Source organism: Plantibacter sp. AC185 (genome assembly GCF_979258065.1).
Genome location: NZ_OZ409831.1, coordinates 1 through 17,127, shown reverse-complemented (window position 1 = coordinate 17,127; position 17,127 = coordinate 1). Strand labels below are relative to the sequence as shown.

The following is a 17,127-nucleotide window of genomic DNA, read 5'->3' as shown; positions in this document are numbered from 1 at the left end:
CGCCCCGATCCTAGGCGGCAGACACGGGTGGACACCCGGGTGCAGCGCTTCCTACGAAGCGTCCGGGTCAGGCTCCACCGGGGATTGGGCCGACTCGACAAAGGCGTCGGTGATCGCCCGGGCGGTCGCGTCGATCTGCCAGGGGCGTGCCTCGTGCTCGGCGAGTGCTGCAGCGACCGTCTCGACGGTGAGTGGTTCGGGCGGCGTCCAGGCCAGTCGGCGCAGCGTCTCCGGCGTGAGCAGGTTCTCGACCGGCATCGTCAGGAACTCCGCCGTCGCGAGGATCTTCGTCCGTGCCGCGGTGTACCTGGCGTGCGCGTCCGGATTCTTGTCGGACCAGCTGCGCGGGGGTGGCAGCGTGTCGCTCGCTGGTCGGGCACCGGGGAGGTCCTCGGTGGTCTGGCCGGTGTGGATCGCGTTCCACCAGAGGTCCAGTTCGGTGCGGCTCGCGCGCCCACGGAAGTCCGAGAGCGCTGCGAGGTCGCGCTTCGAGCTGGGGTTGGCCTTCGCGGCCGCGGTGATCGAGGCGTCGGGGATGAGCCGCCCGGGGGCGGTGTCGCGGCGCTGCGCGAGTTCGTCACGCGCGACCCAGAGCTCGCGAGCGACGGCGAGGTTGCGTTGTCCGCGCACGGCATGGAGTCCGGAGAGGCGGCGCCAGGGCTCGGCGCGGGGTGCCTTGGCCTCCCGGGCGAGCGTGGCCTGGAACTCCTGCCGCGCGATGTCGCTCTTCCCGGCATCCTCGATGCGGGCTGCCAGTTCCTCTGCGGCGTCGACGAGCAGCTCGACGTCGAGCGCCGCGTACTCGAGCCAGGAGGCGGGGAGCGGGCGGGTCGACCAGTCGGCGGCGGAGTGCTCCTTCGCCAGATGGATGCCCAACAGTTCTTCGACCACGGCGCCGAGCCCGACACGCGGCAGCCCCAGCAGACGGGCACCCAGCTCGGTGTCGAAGAGCTCGCTCGGGTCGATGCCCACTTCGCGCAGACAGGCGAGGTCCTGGCTGGCCGCGTGCAGGATCGACCGCTCGCCCTGGATCAGGGCACCGAGTTCGGCCATGGAGCCGATGGCGGGCGGGTCGTAGAGGAAGACCCCGGCACCGCGACGGTAGACCTGGATGAGGTAGGCGCGCTGGGAGTACCGGTAACCCGACGCGCGTTCGGCGTCGAGCGCGAACGGTCCGTGACCCGCGGCGAGCACCTCGAGTGAGGCGAGGTAGGCCTCGCGGGTGTCGGTGACGACCCGTGGTGCGGTGGGCGCGGGCGGGGGGAGGAGCGGTGCTGATTCGGGCGCCGCGTCACTCACGGTGAGCTCGTTTGACGGACAACAGGGAGACCCCTTCGGTGGTCGGAGGCAAGCCGGCGAGCATGCACAGCAGCTCTCCCCATCCTTCCACGTGCGCCGCGACGTCGCTCTCCAGCGGTGTCCACGACGCTCGAAGCTCGATCTGTGCGCCGTCGCCCTGCCGGGCGAGCTCCCCGAAACCGCTCGAGATGATCTTCGTCGCGGTGCCGGACGCCGCCTGGTAGGAGGCGCCGCGGGTGTCGAGGGCGTCCACGAGCCAGGACCAGGCGACCTCGGCAAGGAACGGGTCGAGTCCGATCTCGGTCTCCAGGGGGGCCTGGGCGAAGCAGACGACGCGGAAGCGTCCACCCCAGGCGTCAGAGCCGTCCGGGTCGTAGAGGAGGACGAACCGCCCCGTACCGAGGTCGGAGTCGGCATCGTGGCGACTCGGTGAGACGTCGGCCGCGAGGGCGATGGCGAACGGCGCGAGATTGCTCGGCGCGGGGATCTCCGTGACTCTCAGATCGGGCCGGACGGCTGCAGCGCGAACAGCGTCCACCGCTCGGGCGAACTCTTCGGGAACCTTTGCCGTCGTCGGACTCTCTACCACGAGTGAAGACTAGAGTTACATCCCGATGAATGGGCAGAGGCACGCCGGGCGGAGACGCGGACCCGGGTCGCAGGCAGGCGGTCGAGGAGCGGCGAGCACCGGCATTCGACGGCGGGGTTCGGCGACGGATGCGATCGTCATCGCCGGTGGAGCCGCTGCCGCCGTCGGCGCCCTCGGACTCGCCGTCGTCGCGACCATCGCCCGCAAGGTGGTGGTCCCGGCTCGGGACCGCCCGAGTGAGGCTCGCATCGTCGGGTTGGACCGTGCCGGTGGGACGGTCGAACTCGTCGCGACGCCGGACACCGTCGTCCCCGGCCGCTACGGCAGCTGGGTGACGAGACGGGCCGCCTACGTGCAGCTGGGCGACATCCTCGAGGTGCGGCAGCACACCGTGGTCCGGACGCTCCTCGGCGGCGACGTCGACGCACTCCGCGTCGGCCAGGAGGCCGAGTTCAGCGGGTGGTTCTTCCGCCGCCCGGAGGAACTGGGCCTCGCCCACGAGGACGTGCTCGTACCGACCCCACTCGGGCCGGCGCCGGCGTGGGCGATCCACCCGGAGGACGGACCGTCCACCCGCTGGGCCGTCCTGGTGCACGGCCGGGGGACCACGCGATCCGAAGCGCTCCGAGCGGTGCCGAGCTTCCGCAACGCCGGGTACTCCTGCCTGCTCGTCTCCTACCGCAACGACGGCGACGCTCCGCCCGCGCTGGACTTCCGCTACGCGCTCGGAGACGAGGAGTGGCGCGACGTGGACGCCGCCATCGGTTGGGTGCGTGAACAGGGCGCCGCCGACGTCGTGCTCATGGGCTGGTCCATGGGCGGAGCGATCGTGCTCCAGGCCTCACGACGGACGACGCACCCCGAACTCCTCCGCGCCGTGGCGCTCGATTCGCCGGTCATCGACTGGGTGGACGTCCTGCAGCACCAGGCCCGGGAGAACCGGATCCCCAGTGTGGTCGGTCGGGTCGCCCTGCTCGCCATCAGCCGCCGGTGGGGACGCCTCCTGACCGGGCAGGCGACGAGCATCGATCTCGGTCGGCTCGACTACGTCGCCAACGCCGCCGACCTCGCCTTGCCGATCCTGCTGATGCACAGTGACGACGACGGTTACGTCCCGGCAGGGCCGTCGCGGGCGCTCGCTCTCGCACGACCGGACATCGTGACGTTCGTCCCGTTCACCGTCGCCCGTCACACGAAGCTCTGGAACTACGACCCGGAGCGTTGGACCGCAGCGGTCTCGGACTGGCTCGACGAGCTCGTGCCGCTACCGCCCGGGCACTGACCGACGGGCCGACGACTCAGGCGAGTTCGCGGAGGCGGCGCTTCGTCCGGCCGAGCAGCGCCGACATCCCGCGCAGTCGCAGTGGCGACACCGCCCGGGAGAGTCCGATCATCTGCGGGAAGTCGTCGGGGACGGCGAGCACCTCGTCGACGGTGAGTCCGGCGAGCCCCTGGACGAGGATGCTCGCGAACCCGCGAGTGGTGGGCGCTTCCTCGGGAGCCGTGGCGAAGAGGTGCACGATGCCGTCCTCGTCGACCTCGACGAAGAAGAACACGGGTGCCTGGCACTCGAGCACCCGCTCCATGAGATCGGGGTGGTCGCGGTAGCGCTCCGGGAGGTCCGGCAGCTCGTCGCTGAATTCGAGGAGCAGCTGCAGCCGTGAGCGTTCCTCGACGGCGAGGAACTCATCTCGGATCTCGGCGAGGTTCGGGGCGAGGAGGGAATCGGTCATGGTCACTCCAGTATCGCAGCCGGGAACAGCGGACCGCCCTCCCGCACAGTGCAGCCGTGCGGAAGGGCGGTGGGTGGACGAGCTCAGCGCGTCGGTGCGTCGCCCGGCTCGGCGCCCTGCACGATCGGCACGCGCACGGCGCTGCCCCATTCCGTCCAGGACCCGTCGTAGTTGCGGACGTTGTCGAACCCGAGCAGGTGCTGCAGGACGAACCACGTGTGACTCGACCGCTCGCCGATGCGGCAGTAGGCGATCACCTCGTCGCCCTCGGCGAGGCCCGCGCCGTCGCGGTAGATCGCGTCCAGCTCCTCGGCCGGCCGGAAGGTGCCGTCCTCGGCGACCGCCTTGCCCCACGGGACGCTCTGCGCACTCGGGATGTGACCGGCGCGGAGCGCACCCTCTTCGGGGTAGGCGGGCGCCGTGGTGCGTTCACCGCTGTACTCCTCGGGGGAGCGGACGTCGATGAGCGGCTTGCCGAGGTGGGCGAGCACGTCGTCCTTGTAGGCGCGGAGGGCCGTGTCGTCGCGCTCCACCACGGGGTACTCGACGGCGTCGCGCTCCGTGGCTTCGCGGGTGATCGCCCGGCCGTCCGCGATCCACTTGTCGCGTCCACCGTCGAGCAGCCGGACGTCCTCGTGTCCGAAGAGGCTGAAGACCCACAGGGCGTAGGCGGCCCACCAGTTGTTCTTGTCGCCGTAGATGACGACGGTGTCGTCTCGCGAGATCCCCTTGGACCCGAGCAGCGCGGCGAACGCGGCTCCGTCGATGTAGTCGCGCTCGACCGGGTCGTTGAGGTCGGTGTGCCAGTCGACCTTCACCGAGCCGGGGATGTGGCCGGTCTCGTAGAGGAGGACGTCCTCATCGGACTCGACGACGACGAGACCGGGTTCACCCAGGTGCGCTTCAAGCCACTCCGCCGTGACGAGGCGCTCGGGGTGGGCGTAGGCGGTGAACTTGGTCGAGGTCGAATCGGCGTCGACGGTCATGGGTACCTCCGGTCGTGCAGCTGGCTGCGGTGGGGCTCGGGTGTCGTGCATCTAGGCTGGAAGCCTGTCCCTTCGACAGTACGCCGTCCGCACCACCGAACCGCACCGATGCGTCAGACGCCGTAACCCAGCACCCATGCAGAGCCAGAGGTTTGCCGTGACCACGCCTTCCGTCCCGACCGGATTCCGCAGCCTCACCGACCGTGTCCCCACGGTCAGTGGCGCCGAGATCGTCGCGAGCCTGACGCCGCCCCGGCAGTTCGAGCAGGCGAGCTTCGACTCGTACCGTCCGGATCCCGACTTCCCGGGCCAGGCGGCCGCGGTCGAGAAGCTCCGCGGCTTCTTCGCGCCTCAGGCCGGTGGCGGCGGCGGCTTCTTCGGCCGGCGGAAGTCCAAGGCGCCGGCGGCCAAGCCGGGCATCTACCTGGACGGTGGCTTCGGCGTCGGCAAGACCCACCTCCTGGCCGCGCTCTGGCACGACGCTCCCGGTCGGAAGAAGTACTTCGGCACCTTCATCGAGTACACGGCCCTCGTCGGTGCGCTCGGCTACGCGGCGGCGGTCGCGCAGCTGACGGGCGCGACGCTCATCTGCATCGACGAGTTCGAGCTCGACGACCCGGGCGACACGATGGTCATGACCCGACTGCTCGGGGAACTCGTCGCGACCGGGACGAGGATCGCGGCGACCTCCAACACGCCGCCGAACGCCCTGGGGGAGGGCCGCTTCGCCGCAGCCGACTTCCTCCGCGAGATCCAGGCCATGAGCGCCAACTTCGAGACCCTCCGCATCGACGGCACCGACTACCGCCGCCGCAGCATCGAGGGACACGCCGTGGTGAGCTCCGAGGAGCGGTTCGACGCCCGCACCGCGGAGGCGGCGGCCGCCGACCGTGATGTCACGGTCGACACCTTCGACGGTCTCATCACCCACCTCGCCGCCGTCCACCCCTCACGATTCATCGGACTGCTCGACGGCGTCGACCTGATCGCGCTCCGCGACGTCCACGAGTTGACCGACCAGGGCCAGGCGCTCCGGCTCGTCGCGTTCATCGACCGGGTGTACGACGCACAGATCCCCGTGGTCACGACCGGCACGGCCCTCGACGAGGTGTTCGGTGGCGACATGCTCAACGGTGGATACCGCAAGAAGTACCTGCGCGCGATGTCGCGCATGATCGCCCTCACCTCGATGGACTGATCGGCCCCACCTGGTCACGAAACACGCTGTTTACCTGAGCGGCACTCGCGTAACACGTCGGAAACACGCTGACAGTCGTGCGGAAACCTCCGTTCCCCAGACTGGTCGCTGTACCGAGTCGGACGGCGAGGCCGAGCTCAGCCAGTCCTCACCATCTCGGGCACCCGTTGCAAGACCACGATGTGTGAGGAAGATCCAATGGATACAGGCAGTATCGCTTGGGGAGTCACGGCAACCGCTCTGGTGCTGTTCATGACCCCCGGCGTCGCATTCTTCTACGGCGGCCTCGTGAAGGCGAAGAGCGTCGTCAGCATGATGATGATGAGCTTCGGCGCACTGGGCCTCATCAGCGTGCTGTGGATCCTCTACGGCTTCAACATGTCGGCCGTCGGCAGCCCGCTGGAGTTCGCGGGCAACCCGTTCTCCGACTTCGGGATGACCGCACTTGCGAGCGGCGAGACCGCGAACACCGACCTCGTGGGAGCGACCTATGGCGCCACCTTCGCGATCATCACGATCGCGCTGATCTCCGGCGCCATCGCCGACCGCGCGAAGTTCGGCTCCTGGATGATCTTCGCCGGCCTTTTCGCGACCATCGCGTACTTCCCGATCGCCGCATGGGTCTGGGGCGGCGGCTGGATCATGAACCTCGGCACCACGCTCTTCGGTGAGGATGCAGGCATCGGCGTCATCGACTACGCGGGTGGAACCGCGGTGCACATCAACGCCGGAGCCGCAGCCCTCGCCCTCGCCCTGGTGCTCGGCAAGCGCATCGGTTTCCAGAAGGGCATCACGAAGCCGCACAACGTGCCGCTCACCCTCCTCGGAGCCGCCATCCTGTGGTTCGGCTGGTTCGGCTTCAACGCCGGCGCCGAGTGGCTGAACGAGCTCGCGAACGTCGGACTCATCGTCGTCAACACCGTCGGGGCCACCGCGGCCGCCATCATCGGCTGGATCGTCGTCGAGAAGTTCAAGGACGGCAAGGCGACCTCGGTGGGCGCCGCCTCCGGTGCCGTCGCTGGTCTCGTCGCCATCACCCCGGCGTGCGCGAACCTGACCCCGGGTTGGGCGCTGCTCCTCGGCATCGTGGCCGGCGCCGTCTGCGCCATCGCCGTCGAGCTGAAGTTCAAGCTCGGCTTCGACGACTCCCTCGACGTCGTGGGCATCCACCTCGTCGGTGGCCTCATCGGCACCCTGTACCTCGGCTTCTTCGCGACCGAGACCGGCCTCTTCGTCGGCGGCGGCATCGAGCAGCTCGCGGTCCAGGCCATCGCCGCCTTCGCCGTCCTCATCTACTCCTTCATCGTGGCCTTCGTCATCGGCTTCGCGATCGAGAAGACGATCGGCTTCCGCGTCAAGAACGAGGACGAGATCGCAGGCGTCGACACCTCCGTGCACGGCGAAGAGGGGTACGCCCTCGTCGACTGACCTCGATCGCCTCTGCTTCGCCGAACGGGCGTCGTCCACCAGGACGGCGCCCGTTCGGCGTTCCCTGCGGTGGGAGCCGCGGACGATAGGGTGACGGCGTGTCAACCTTCACCTCGATCATCCGCCGCGTCGCGAACGCACTCCTGGGCCCCTCCACTCGCGCCGCCTCCAGTGCGGTGCGCACCGCCGGCCTCGCGACGCCACCGACCACCACCGCCGCTTCACCCGGACGCTCAGGCCGGACGGCGACGGTCGAGGTCGATCCGCGGGCGGTCGGCGCCGTGTCCATCGACTACGCCCCGGCCGTCGACGGCGATCCCGATCCCGGCGAGATCGTCTGGACCTGGGTGCCGTACGAGGAGCGCGACGGACGTGGCAAGGACCGTCCGGTGCTCATCGTGGCGCGCTCGACCGGAGGCTGGGTGCTGGCGGTGCAGCTGACGAGCAAGGATCATTCGCAGGACGGTGAGTTCGTGCCGCTCGGCACCGGCGGATGGGACAGTGCCGGCCGTCCGAGTTGGGCGAACCTCGACCGCGTCTTCCGCGTGCACCCCGACGGGATGCGGCGGGAGGCGGCTCAGGTCCCGCGTGATCGCTTCGCCCGGGTCGCCACTGGGCTCCGTTCGCGGTACGGGTGGCGCTGACCGACCTGCGACCGGTCGCTCAGGCGTACCGGTCGCTCCGTCGCGGCGCGGCGTCCCACGGCACCTGCCCGTGCTCCCAGGCGTCCGCGGAGCTCGGGGTGGCCGGTGCAGCGGACCGGCGTCCACCCGGCACGGCACGCTCCGCCTCGGCGAGCGTCGCAAACCGACCGATCAATCGGCGGTCCTCTGAACGCGGAGCCCAGGTGACGCAGCGGAAGTAGGCCGGTGCGCCGCTCGGAGCGAAGTACTTCACGAGACCGGCCGGCCGGTCGGGTATCTCTCGCATCACGATCCACTCGGCCTCGCCGATGCGGATCGGCGGGGCAGCGGGGCGATCGGACATGATTCGAACATATGTTCGATTCTGGGGGATGTCAAGGCGACACCGATGATGACGATGTGACAGGACAATCGCCGCAGTGCTGTCTCACCAGGCGGGTGGAAATGGACCGGTACTCGGCTCAGGGACGAGATCCGAGATAGTGCAGGATCGCTGTTCGGCAGAATTCCTAGGCCGATACCCCTGTCACCCAGCAAGCTGGCTGCATGTCGTCACGAGAACCGGCCCGTCTGTCGAGCCGGACAGCGTTCATCGTGGTCGCGGCGGTCCTCGGCCTGTCCTAGTGGGCGAGTGGGTCGCCCGCGATGGTCTATCCGATCTACGTCGACGAGTGGGGCGCTACCCCCGCGCTGACGACCGCCCTCTTCGCCACGTACCCGCTTGCGCTCGTCTTGGCTCTCACGGTCGGCGGCACCCTCTCCGATGCGCTTGGACGACGAAGCGTCCTCCTGGGCGGTATGAGCGTCGTAGCCCTCGGCACGCTCGTGTTCCTCATCGCGGGAGAGCTGCCGTGGCTGTTCGTCGGCCGTGCTGCACAGGGCATCGGTGTGGGTATCGGACTGAGCGCGGCCGCCGCGGCCCTGACCGACTTCAACGTGTCCGCGCGTCCCGCCAGAGCGAGTGCGGTCAACACCGCCGCGACATCGATCGGTGCCACGGTGGCGATCATGGCGGGTGGCGCACTCGTGCAATTCAGTGCAGCCCCGGCGCGGGCGCCCTTCGCGCTACTGCTCGTCGTCGTCATCGTGACGCTGGTGCTGCTCTGGTTCCTGCCCGAACGCGAGACGGTCCGTGCACCGTGGCGGCCCACGCGGCCCCATGTCCCCGTGGCGGGTAGACGCTCCTTCGTCATCGGCACTGGAACAGTGCTGAGCGCGTTCGTGATGGGCGGTGTCTTCTTGGCGCTCGGGGCCCAGATCGCGAAGGAACTCGTCGGCTCACAGAACGCGTTCGTCACGAGTCTGGCGCTCGCGAGTTGGCCACTTGCAGGGGTTCCGGCCGCGTTCGTCGCGAACCGGATACGGGTTCGAACGGCGAGTCTGATCGGTGGCGGGGCGGCCGCTGTCGGGTCCGTCCTCCTGCTCCCGGCGGCTGCGCACCACTCGTTCCCGATCTTCCTACTGGCCAGCGTGGTGAGCGGATTCGGATACGGGCTGATGTTCTCCGCAGGATTCTCACTCGTCTCGGCAGCAGCTCCGGAGAAACAGCGGGCAGGTGCTCTGTCGACGATGTACCTGACGGTCTACATCGCTCAAGCTGTCGGTGCCGTCGCAATCGGCGTTGTCGCGACCAGCGCAGGGCTCGCCACGGCGCTGACGTTCGGCATGCCGGTCATCGCACTGCTCTGCGTTCTCGCGGCGGTGTGCGCGCTACCGAAGTCGAAAGAGCCGTCGTAGCGCGTCCGTGTCAGCGCTCGCCTGGGCCGTTCGCTACGGGCTCGCCAGGGCGAACGCTCGCCACGTCCCGTCCGGGGGCACGATCAGGCATGGCATCCCCAAGGCGGCACCGCCGACATCGTCGTGCGCTGAGTCGCCGATCATGAGGCAGTCCGCCGGATCGACGCCGAGCGCGTCCGCGGCCAACCGGAAGATCCGCGGATCGGGCTTCACACATCCGACCTCGTAGGACAGGATCACCGCGTCGATCGCGTCGGCGATGCCCCATCGCCCGAGCGCCGGGCGGATGTCCAACGCGATGTTCGAGACGATTCCGAGACGCGTCCCCGCCGCGGATGCTCGGGCGATGAAGTCGGATGCGCCTGCGTTCAACATCCATTGGTTCGGCATCACCGCGTACAGCGCGTCCGCGACATCGATCGGTATCGCGTCGTCATGGCTCAGGGTCGAGACGAAGGCGTGCCGATGCGCGGTGGGGTCGAGGTCCCAGTCCAGAGCCGGGAACAGCCGCCTGGCTTCAACCCACACGTTTCGGATCCGCTCACGTGGGATCGCCCCCGGTGCAGGCCCACTCGCGAGCAGGTCGCTCGCTTCGTCGATCCACTCGTCCACCGACCGGACGACCGCCAACGTGTTGTGGAAGTCGAGGAGCACCGCGCTCGGGCGCACACCCGACTGGTGCGACGGTCGCGCCTCAGCCTGCCCCGTCGCGCGCACAGGCTGACCGGAAGCTCCACCACCGTTGTCGTCGCTCATCCCAGCAACCTAGCTCAGCGCCGCACCCGGAGGGATCGGTCACCGCGCATGGTGGCGGGTCGGCGGGTCTCCTGCCTATCCGACGCGTTCGAGCGGCTCGACCGGAGCCGACCGCTCGATCTCGGCGACCCAGGCGTGTCGGGTCTCCGGATCCTTCCGGATCGACAGGAGACGGTCCATGTAGGGCTCGAGCGCCGTCACCTTGTCGAGTGGGGCCCCGATCACGAGCTGGAAGCCGAGCCGCAGCCAGGCGACCACCGCACGGCCGGCGAACTCCGAGTCCGCCTTGATGAAGCCCTCGTCGAGCAGCACCGGTGCGAACCTCGGACGCGGGCGGTCCTCGTCGCCGAGCTGGTAGCGCAGGGCAGCGCCGACGATGAACGCGACGAGCTCCTGGGTCTCGCCACCGCTCTTGTCGCCGAGCGAGGAGTAGACGCTGACGTCCTGCCCAGACGTGTCGTAGCGCACGGCGGTGATCTCGACGTGACGGCGCACGTCGAGCACCTGGTCGCGGGTCGACTGGGACCCGGCACCCGTGTCGCGCATCGACTCCATGAACCGGCGGAGCCGCTGGAAGCGGGCCTCCAACTCGTCGTCGTCGAGGTTCGCGGTGACTTCGCTCGACAGCGCCCGAAGCTCGCGCCGGAAGGCTGAGGCCTCCTCGCGATGCACCCGGCGGAGGACGATCTTCAGACGATCGTGCGCTGGTCCGAACGGCAGGTCGCGCAGGATGTCGTTGACCGGGACCAGGCGGTCCTCGATCTCCTCGACGGCGCTGTCGAACGCGCTGCTGAGGGGGACCAGGTCCTCGCCGCTCCACTGGGACAACCGACGGCGCCACTCCTGACGGCGCTCGGGGAGACCGGTACCGAGGATGCCGTCAAGGATCGCCCGGTAGTCGCCGTAGGAATCGAGCGTCGTGCCGAGGTTGGGGTCGTGCCAGATCGACTGGTACTGCTCGAACACGTGCACCTGTGTGAGCGCGGCCTGCTCCGCTTGGCGGACGGCCGAGGACAACTCGTCACCGAGCCGGGTGCGGAGCCGCTTCATCGCATCGCCGAACCCGCCGAGTGACGGCACGCCGCCCACCGCTGCGAGGGCGGCTTCGATCCGGTCGACGTCGGCGGGGGAGACCTCCTCCACCTCGGAGCGCTCGAAGCGGTCGATGACCGTCGTCGCCGCGTCCTGCTGATCGACGAGCACCCCGTGCTCTTCGTCGAGGCGTCTGATGAGATCCTCGGCCGGGAACCGCTCGGCGTTGGCGGCGTCGAGTTCACGTTGGGCGGCCGCCACCGAGCCCTGGAGCTCCTGCAGGACGTCACTGGCGTCGAGCAGACGCTCCAGCTCGGCCGCGGCGGCGTCACGATGCGCCGCAGCTCCGGCGACGTCGATCCTGGCCCACTCGGTGTCGAGTCGGTACCGGTGGGCGGCCCGCTCGGCCTCACGACGCGACAGCCGCTGCTGGATGCCGGCCTGTCGACCGGCGATGAGCTCGAGGCGCCCACGGATCTCGGCCGTCTCCGCCTCGATCGACGCGATGCGTGCCTCATTGGTGAAGCCGAGGATCGGTGCGCCGCCCGTGTCGCCGTGGGAGCCGCGGCGGCCGTCACGCAGCTGGCCGTTCACGGTCACGCGGCGCCCGCCACCCGAGAGTTCCGACGGTGTCTCCACACACCGCGCGTCGATCCGGTCCGAGGTGACGCGCTGCTCGATCCACGTGCTGAACGGGGAGGTGCGGTATGTGACGCGGCCGGAGATGAACGCGGGGTCACCCGCTTCCGGGGAGGACGGCTCATGCAGCGGAACACCTTCGAACTGCAGGCGGACCGGGATCCGGACGGCGTCGATCGCGCGGCCGAACGCGTCGAGGTGTTCCTCGTCGACGAGGACGGTCCTCGCGAGACCGTGCAGGGTGACCTCGATCGCGGGACGCCAGGCGGCATACGCGGGAGCGACGTCGATGAGCTCGGCCACGAACGGCAGCTGTTCCGGGTCGAGTCCGGCCGCCTCGGCGAGGGCGAGCCTCGCCCGGTGGAGTCGATCGGGGACCGCGCCGTCACGGCCGCGAAGCGATTGCAGCTCACGGCGGAGCTCGGTGTTGCGCTCCTCGAGAGGGAACGCTTCGCGATGCAGCTGGGCGCGATCGGTCTCGATGGCGTCGAGCGCGGTGTCGTCGTCGGCGAGGAAGTCCTCGCTGCGGCCGAGCGCACGCCGGAACGAGTCTTCGTCCTCGATCGGATCGTCGAGGACCTCGGTGCGCTCGTCGAACAGCGACCTGGCTCGTGCCACCTCGGCGTGCGTCGCCTCCGCGGCCTCACGGCGTTCCTCGGCACGCCGCAGCGCGCTCCCGCCCTGCTCCGACACCTGCCGCTCGAGTTCACGGACGCGGACACCCGCCGCAGCGGCTCGTGCCCGCGCCGCCTCCAACGTGGCCCCGGCCTCGAGCTTCTCCCGCCGATTCCGGGAGACCGCTTCATCGAGCAGAGCCTCGTGTGCGCGACTGCGCCAGACGGTGAACGGGGTCGTGCCGTCCTCGGTGAAGCCGAGGCGCTCGAGGTCGGCCGCCGCCCGGTGCCCGTCCTCGTACTCGCGACGCAGCTCACCGAGCCGCTCGAGCACTCGAGCCTTGCGGCTCTCGGTCTCCATCGCGAGGTATGCCTCGTCGAGCGCTTCGAAGTGCGACAGCGCCCGGTCGGCCGCGTCGTACGTGCTCGGACGCTCCAGCACCATCGACTTGTACAGGCCGTCGACCGTCGGCAGGTGCTGGCCCGCCTGGATCCGGGCCAGCAGACGCATCGCCCGACCACCGTCGCCACCGGCACCGATGCCGAGACGGGTGTGCAGCGTGTAGGACAGCTCCGCGTAGGTGTCGCGGACGACGAATCCGGGGATGCGACCCTGGAGCTCACCGGCGTCGAACCGCTTCGGCACGAACGCCTCGAGATCCGTGAGCTCGAACGGCCCGTCGACGGTCGCCATGGTCATCGACAGGTCACCGGTGCGCAGCGCACGTCGGGGGACGAGGTAGGCGCGCACGACGGTGAAGCGACGGTCGTCGTCGTTGAGGAACGTCACCGCCACGGCACCCCAGGTGAGCTGATCCGTGCCGCGCAGGTTGATGTCGCGCATCGCCCCGGTCTGCGGGTCCCGTGCCGAATCGATCTTGCCGCGGAGATACGTGAGCAGGTTGCGCTGGTCGGGATTCCGTGCCCGTCCGACCGCCGCGTCGTTGGAGGCTCCGTTGAACGGCACGTCCGAAGGCATCATGACCGCGAGGTACGCGTCCATGAGCGAGCTCTTCCCGGTTCCGGAGGCGCCGGAGATGAGCGTCGCGCGGGAGGCGAAGTCGACCGATCGGTACCCGTCGAACCCACCCCAGTTGATGACCTGCATCCGTTCGATGCGCCACTGCTCGACGAGGTTCAGCAGGGTGTCGGTGTCCGTGGAGCGGCTCATCGGTCGTCCTCTGCTGCTTGTGGCTGGGTCTGGTCGTCGGGGGAGTCCTGCGACTCGGCTGGGGTGCCGTCGGGCTCGTCGCCCGAGTCCGCGTCGGCATCGGTTCGCGGCTGTTCGGAGGCCGGATCGACAGCTGCGGTCTGCGTTTCGAGCCACTCCAGGAGTTCCTGGAGGCGCTCGAGGGGGAGCAGCGTCTCCACCACCGACGCGATCCGGTGGCGGCGGGCGTCCTTGGTCCGCAGCAGGACGCGCGCGGTCAGCAGCTTGTCGATCGCGCGCTCGACGCGTCCGTCGTCGCGGGCGCGGTCGGTGGCGTGCTCGGGCCGGAAGCTCGCGACGAAGCCGAGGAGCTCGTCGTGTTCGACGATCGCGGCCCGTGCACCGTTGGCCAGTTCGGTCCGGAGACGCGTCCGCAGGTAGACGAGCAGGATCGTCTCCTCGCGGCTGTAGCTGGTGTCGTGCAGCAGGGTCGGGAAGGGACGCCGCCCGCTCTCCGAGCCCGCCTGGCGCTTGAAGGCGACCTCGGCCGAGCGGTCCACCTCGAGCTCCAGGAACAGCTCGTTGAGGCGGGACCGCAGCAGCGACTCGGACTCGAGGACCGTCCGCCACTCGGCAGGCTGGAGCGCGGGGCTGACGTAGCGGTGCTTCAGCAGAGCGACCAGCGCACGACGTTGAGCGGCGTCGAGGCGTCCCTCGTCCCCTTCGAAGAGGGCGAACGAGTCGTCGTCCGGGCCGGCGACCGGCGCGTCGGCGGGTGCGACGGCGTCGAGTCCGTCCGTCGTCAGGTCGTCCGACGTCGAATCGGTCGTCGCCGTCACGGTGGGATCCGTCTCGGAGGTCATGTCATTCCGTTCCGCGCCCGGCCTGGTCGGCCGGAGCAGTCGTCGTGGTCGTCGTGGCTCGCGTCAGCGCTGCGACACCGGCCTCACCCAGTGGGAAGGCCGGGAGTTCGAACGCGGTGGTCGTCCCGTCCGGACGGACCGTCTCGTAGCGACGGCGTGGTGCCTGCTCGTCGTACGTGCCCAGCTGGGTCATGAGGTGGACGAGGCCGAAGAGCTCCACCGGTCGTCGGAGTTCCGGATCGAGCCCGGAGAACGCCACATGGGCGTCCTCGGCACCAGAGGTCACCGCGTCGAGAAGTCCGGCCCGGAGTTCGTCGAGGAGCGGACCGCCCTGCGACCGGAGGGTGTCGAGCGACATCGCCGCGCCGTCGGTCCGTTCGACGGTCGTCGCGATCGGCGGCGGAGCGACCTCGACGTCCGGATCGTAGAACCGCTCGCGCAGGTGCTCGATGTCGATGGTCTCGGGGAGGAGCGGCAAGTCGACGGTGGCGCGTGGTCCCGCAGTCCGCATCCAGATGCCGAGGCGCTGGTTCAACGCTCGCAGGGTCGTGTCGAGCTCGCGGTCCTGCACGACGTCGTGATGCACGATGTGGTCGCGGAGCGTCGCGGTGAGCCGCCGACGCTGCGCGAGGACGTCGTCGATCCCCTGTCGGATGATCCCGACGGCACCCCGGAAGCCACGGAGCTCCGCGGGCCCGAGCCTGGACGAGAAGGGGTGGTCGAGGATCGTGGAGAGGTCGCGCTTGAGGTCCTGCAGCAGATCGTCGTTGCGGAGGAGCTCGAAAGCGCCCTCGAAGGCCCGACCCTCGGCCGTCGCCGTCATCAGCTCGTCGGTGCGCCGGAGGTAGTCGTCGAGGATCTCGCCGATCGGACGGGTGTCGTTCCGGAAGTCCTCGACGATCCGCCGGTGCATCGCGATGACCGACTCCTCGACCCGGCGGAAGTCGCTCGGGAGCTGACGGATGAGGTCGGCGATGTTCGCGTAGCCGTCCTGCATCCGGTCATCGCTCGCCGCGACGACGATGCCGCCGGCTGCGACCCGTTCGCGTTCCGCCTGGAGCTCGGCGAGCTGCGCGTCGATACGACGCAGATGCTCGTCACGATCCGGGTCGGCCTGGAGCGCCCATCGGCGCACGGAGTCGAGGATCATGGTCAGGCGCGACTCACTGATGAGGGCGCGGTCGTGTGCGAGTCCGTCGACGAGCGAGACCGCTTCGAGCGCGTGCGAGGTGAGCGAGTACTGTTCCTCGCCGTCGTCGGTGCTGGTCCGGACGAGCCACTGGTCGTGGACCCACTCCCGGCAGAGGGACCGTCCGCCACCGCGTTCATCGCCGCCGGCCGGGATCCGCGCACCGCGCGCCGCGAGTTCGCCGAGGTACTCCTCGACCTGCAGGTGGAAGCGGTCCGCTGCGACGAACTGGACGTCTCGGCCGAACGTGGTACGGAAGATCGCGACCACCGCGGGTGCGGTCGGTCGGCTCAGCAGCCGGATCGCAGGACGCTCCAGCGCGTCCCGGACGCGGCCGAACTCTCCGTCGATCTCTCCCACTGCACTCCTCGATCGTCCGGGCACACGAACACCCCGAGGCCACCGCAGCTGCCAGATTATCAGCGCACCGCACCCGTGGTGAGCCACGCTGTGCATCGACGCTCCCGATCCGCCCGGGCCCGGTCCGGCCGCTGTCAAGGTCCAGGGTCAGGCCGGGTGGTCCGGTTACGGTGAGGACATGGGAACAGAGCGATGCCCCGAGGTCCTGCGGGGAGACGGTTGAGCCGCGCGAACGGTGATCGCCGGTGATCCGTTCGGCGCTGCGGACGCTCGGTTGGTGGGCGCGCGACTACGCCTACGCACTCGTCTGGCAGGTCCGGGCCTTCGTCAGCCGGACCGACCCGCACGACTTCCTGTCCGGCGACCGGTCACCGATCGTCGTCCTCCCGGGCGTCTACGAGACCTGGCGGTTCCTCGAGCCGCTCATCCGCCGACTGCACGACGACGGACATCCGGTGCACGTGATCGACCCGCTCGGACGCAACGACCGCTCGGTCCCGGTGGCGGCACGACTCGTCGCCGACTACCTCGAGGCGAACGGGCTCGGCGACGTCGTCCTCCTCGCGCACAGCAAGGGCGGGCTCGTCGGCAAGTACGTCATGTCGCTCGGCGGCGGCGGAGCCCGGATCTCCGGGATGCTCGCCGTGGCGGCGCCGTTCGCCGGGTCACGGTACGCGAGGCTCATGCTCCTCCCGAGCCTGCGCATCTTCACCCCCGACGACCCGACCATCCTCGCGCTCTCCCGAGAGGCGACCGTCAATCCGAGGATCGTCTCCGTCTACGGGCGCTTCGATCCGCACATCCCGGGCGGCAGCAGACTCGACGGCGCCAAGAACGTGGAACTCGACACCGGCGGACACTTCCGGATCCTCGCCCACCCGCGGGTGTTCGCGGAGGCACAGCTGCTGGC

Annotated in this window: 15 protein-coding genes; 6 read left to right on the top strand and 9 right to left on the bottom strand. The window is 69.6% G+C overall.

The annotated features are described in order from the left end of the window. Positions 1-51: 51 nt before the first annotated feature. Entirely contained in the window at positions 52-1,299 is a 1,248-nt protein-coding gene (locus tag ACZZZB_RS00075; protein ID WP_192017970.1) for an HRDC domain-containing protein, read from the bottom strand. Continuing rightward, positions 1,292-1,888, bottom strand: a complete 597-nt coding sequence (locus ACZZZB_RS00070) for a DUF3000 domain-containing protein (RefSeq protein ID WP_079002473.1) — start codon at positions 1,886-1,888, stop codon at positions 1,292-1,294. The genes ACZZZB_RS00075 and ACZZZB_RS00070 overlap by 8 nt, the downstream gene beginning before the upstream one ends. A 25-nt stretch (positions 1,889-1,913) precedes the next feature. Between ACZZZB_RS00070 and ACZZZB_RS00065 the strand changes: the two genes are divergently transcribed. After that, a complete protein-coding gene (locus tag ACZZZB_RS00065; protein ID WP_285027848.1) occupies positions 1,914-3,170 on the top strand; it encodes an alpha/beta hydrolase family protein in 1,257 nt (418 codons plus the stop codon). Between the two features lie 16 nt (positions 3,171-3,186). Here ACZZZB_RS00065 and ACZZZB_RS00060 read toward each other — a convergent pair whose 3' ends face one another. Together ACZZZB_RS00060 and ACZZZB_RS00055 are read right to left on the bottom strand one after the other, a co-directional pair. Continuing rightward, complete coding sequence (locus tag ACZZZB_RS00060; protein ID WP_071260092.1) at positions 3,187-3,621, bottom strand: SufE family protein; 435 nt, start codon at positions 3,619-3,621, stop codon at positions 3,187-3,189. A gap of 83 nt (positions 3,622-3,704) precedes the next feature. Further along, positions 3,705-4,607: a sulfurtransferase gene (locus tag ACZZZB_RS00055; protein ID WP_192017969.1), complete on the bottom strand. Its 903-nt coding sequence runs from the start codon at positions 4,605-4,607 to the stop codon at positions 3,705-3,707. 136 nt (positions 4,608-4,743) lie between these two features. Between ACZZZB_RS00055 and zapE the strand changes: the two genes are divergently transcribed. The 3 genes from zapE (at position 4,744) to ACZZZB_RS00040 (ending at position 7,877) form a co-directional block, all read left to right on the top strand. Then, positions 4,744-5,805, top strand: coding sequence for a cell division protein ZapE (gene zapE, locus ACZZZB_RS00050; RefSeq protein WP_138947040.1), 1,062 nt, complete (start codon positions 4,744-4,746; stop codon positions 5,803-5,805). A gap of 198 nt (positions 5,806-6,003) precedes the next feature. Next, positions 6,004-7,233: an ammonium transporter gene (locus ACZZZB_RS00045; RefSeq protein ID WP_085510852.1), complete on the top strand. Its 1,230-nt coding sequence runs from the start codon at positions 6,004-6,006 to the stop codon at positions 7,231-7,233. A gap of 98 nt (positions 7,234-7,331) precedes the next feature. After that, positions 7,332-7,877: a type II toxin-antitoxin system PemK/MazF family toxin gene (locus ACZZZB_RS00040; RefSeq protein ID WP_229938858.1), complete on the top strand. Its 546-nt coding sequence runs from the start codon at positions 7,332-7,334 to the stop codon at positions 7,875-7,877. Positions 7,878-7,896: 19 nt separating this feature from the next. Here the strand turns inward: ACZZZB_RS00040 and ACZZZB_RS00035 are convergent, their stop codons facing one another. After that, positions 7,897-8,220 (bottom strand): hypothetical protein, encoded by a 324-nt coding sequence (locus tag ACZZZB_RS00035; RefSeq protein ID WP_191941086.1) that lies wholly within the window; start codon positions 8,218-8,220, stop codon positions 7,897-7,899. A 302-nt stretch (positions 8,221-8,522) separates the two neighbouring features. Between ACZZZB_RS00035 and ACZZZB_RS00030 the strand changes: the two genes are divergently transcribed. Further along, on the top strand, positions 8,523-9,614 hold the full coding sequence (locus ACZZZB_RS00030; RefSeq protein WP_463528676.1) for an MFS transporter: 1,092 nt from the start codon (positions 8,523-8,525) through the stop codon (positions 9,612-9,614). Positions 9,615-9,647: 33 nt separating this feature from the next. Here ACZZZB_RS00030 and ACZZZB_RS00025 read toward each other — a convergent pair whose 3' ends face one another. The 4 genes from ACZZZB_RS00025 to ACZZZB_RS00010 form a co-directional block, all read right to left on the bottom strand. Next, positions 9,648-10,370: an HAD family hydrolase gene (locus ACZZZB_RS00025; RefSeq protein ID WP_229938860.1), complete on the bottom strand. Its 723-nt coding sequence runs from the start codon at positions 10,368-10,370 to the stop codon at positions 9,648-9,650. Positions 10,371-10,445: 75 nt separating this feature from the next. Further along, entirely contained in the window at positions 10,446-13,826 is a 3,381-nt protein-coding gene (locus tag ACZZZB_RS00020; RefSeq protein ID WP_463528675.1) for an ATP-binding protein, read from the bottom strand. Further along, on the bottom strand, positions 13,823-14,668 hold the full coding sequence (locus ACZZZB_RS00015) for a DUF4194 domain-containing protein (RefSeq protein WP_463528674.1): 846 nt from the start codon (positions 14,666-14,668) through the stop codon (positions 13,823-13,825). The genes ACZZZB_RS00020 and ACZZZB_RS00015 overlap by 4 nt, the downstream gene beginning before the upstream one ends. Position 14,669: 1 nt before the next feature. Continuing rightward, positions 14,670-16,217 (bottom strand): DUF3375 domain-containing protein, encoded by a 1,548-nt coding sequence (locus tag ACZZZB_RS00010; RefSeq protein ID WP_463528673.1) that lies wholly within the window; start codon positions 16,215-16,217, stop codon positions 14,670-14,672. Positions 16,218-16,465: 248 nt separating this feature from the next. Here ACZZZB_RS00010 and ACZZZB_RS00005 point away from each other — a divergent pair. Continuing rightward, positions 16,466-17,127, top strand: a 662-nt coding sequence (locus ACZZZB_RS00005) for an esterase/lipase family protein (RefSeq protein WP_463528672.1), incomplete at its 3' end; no start/stop codon positions are given.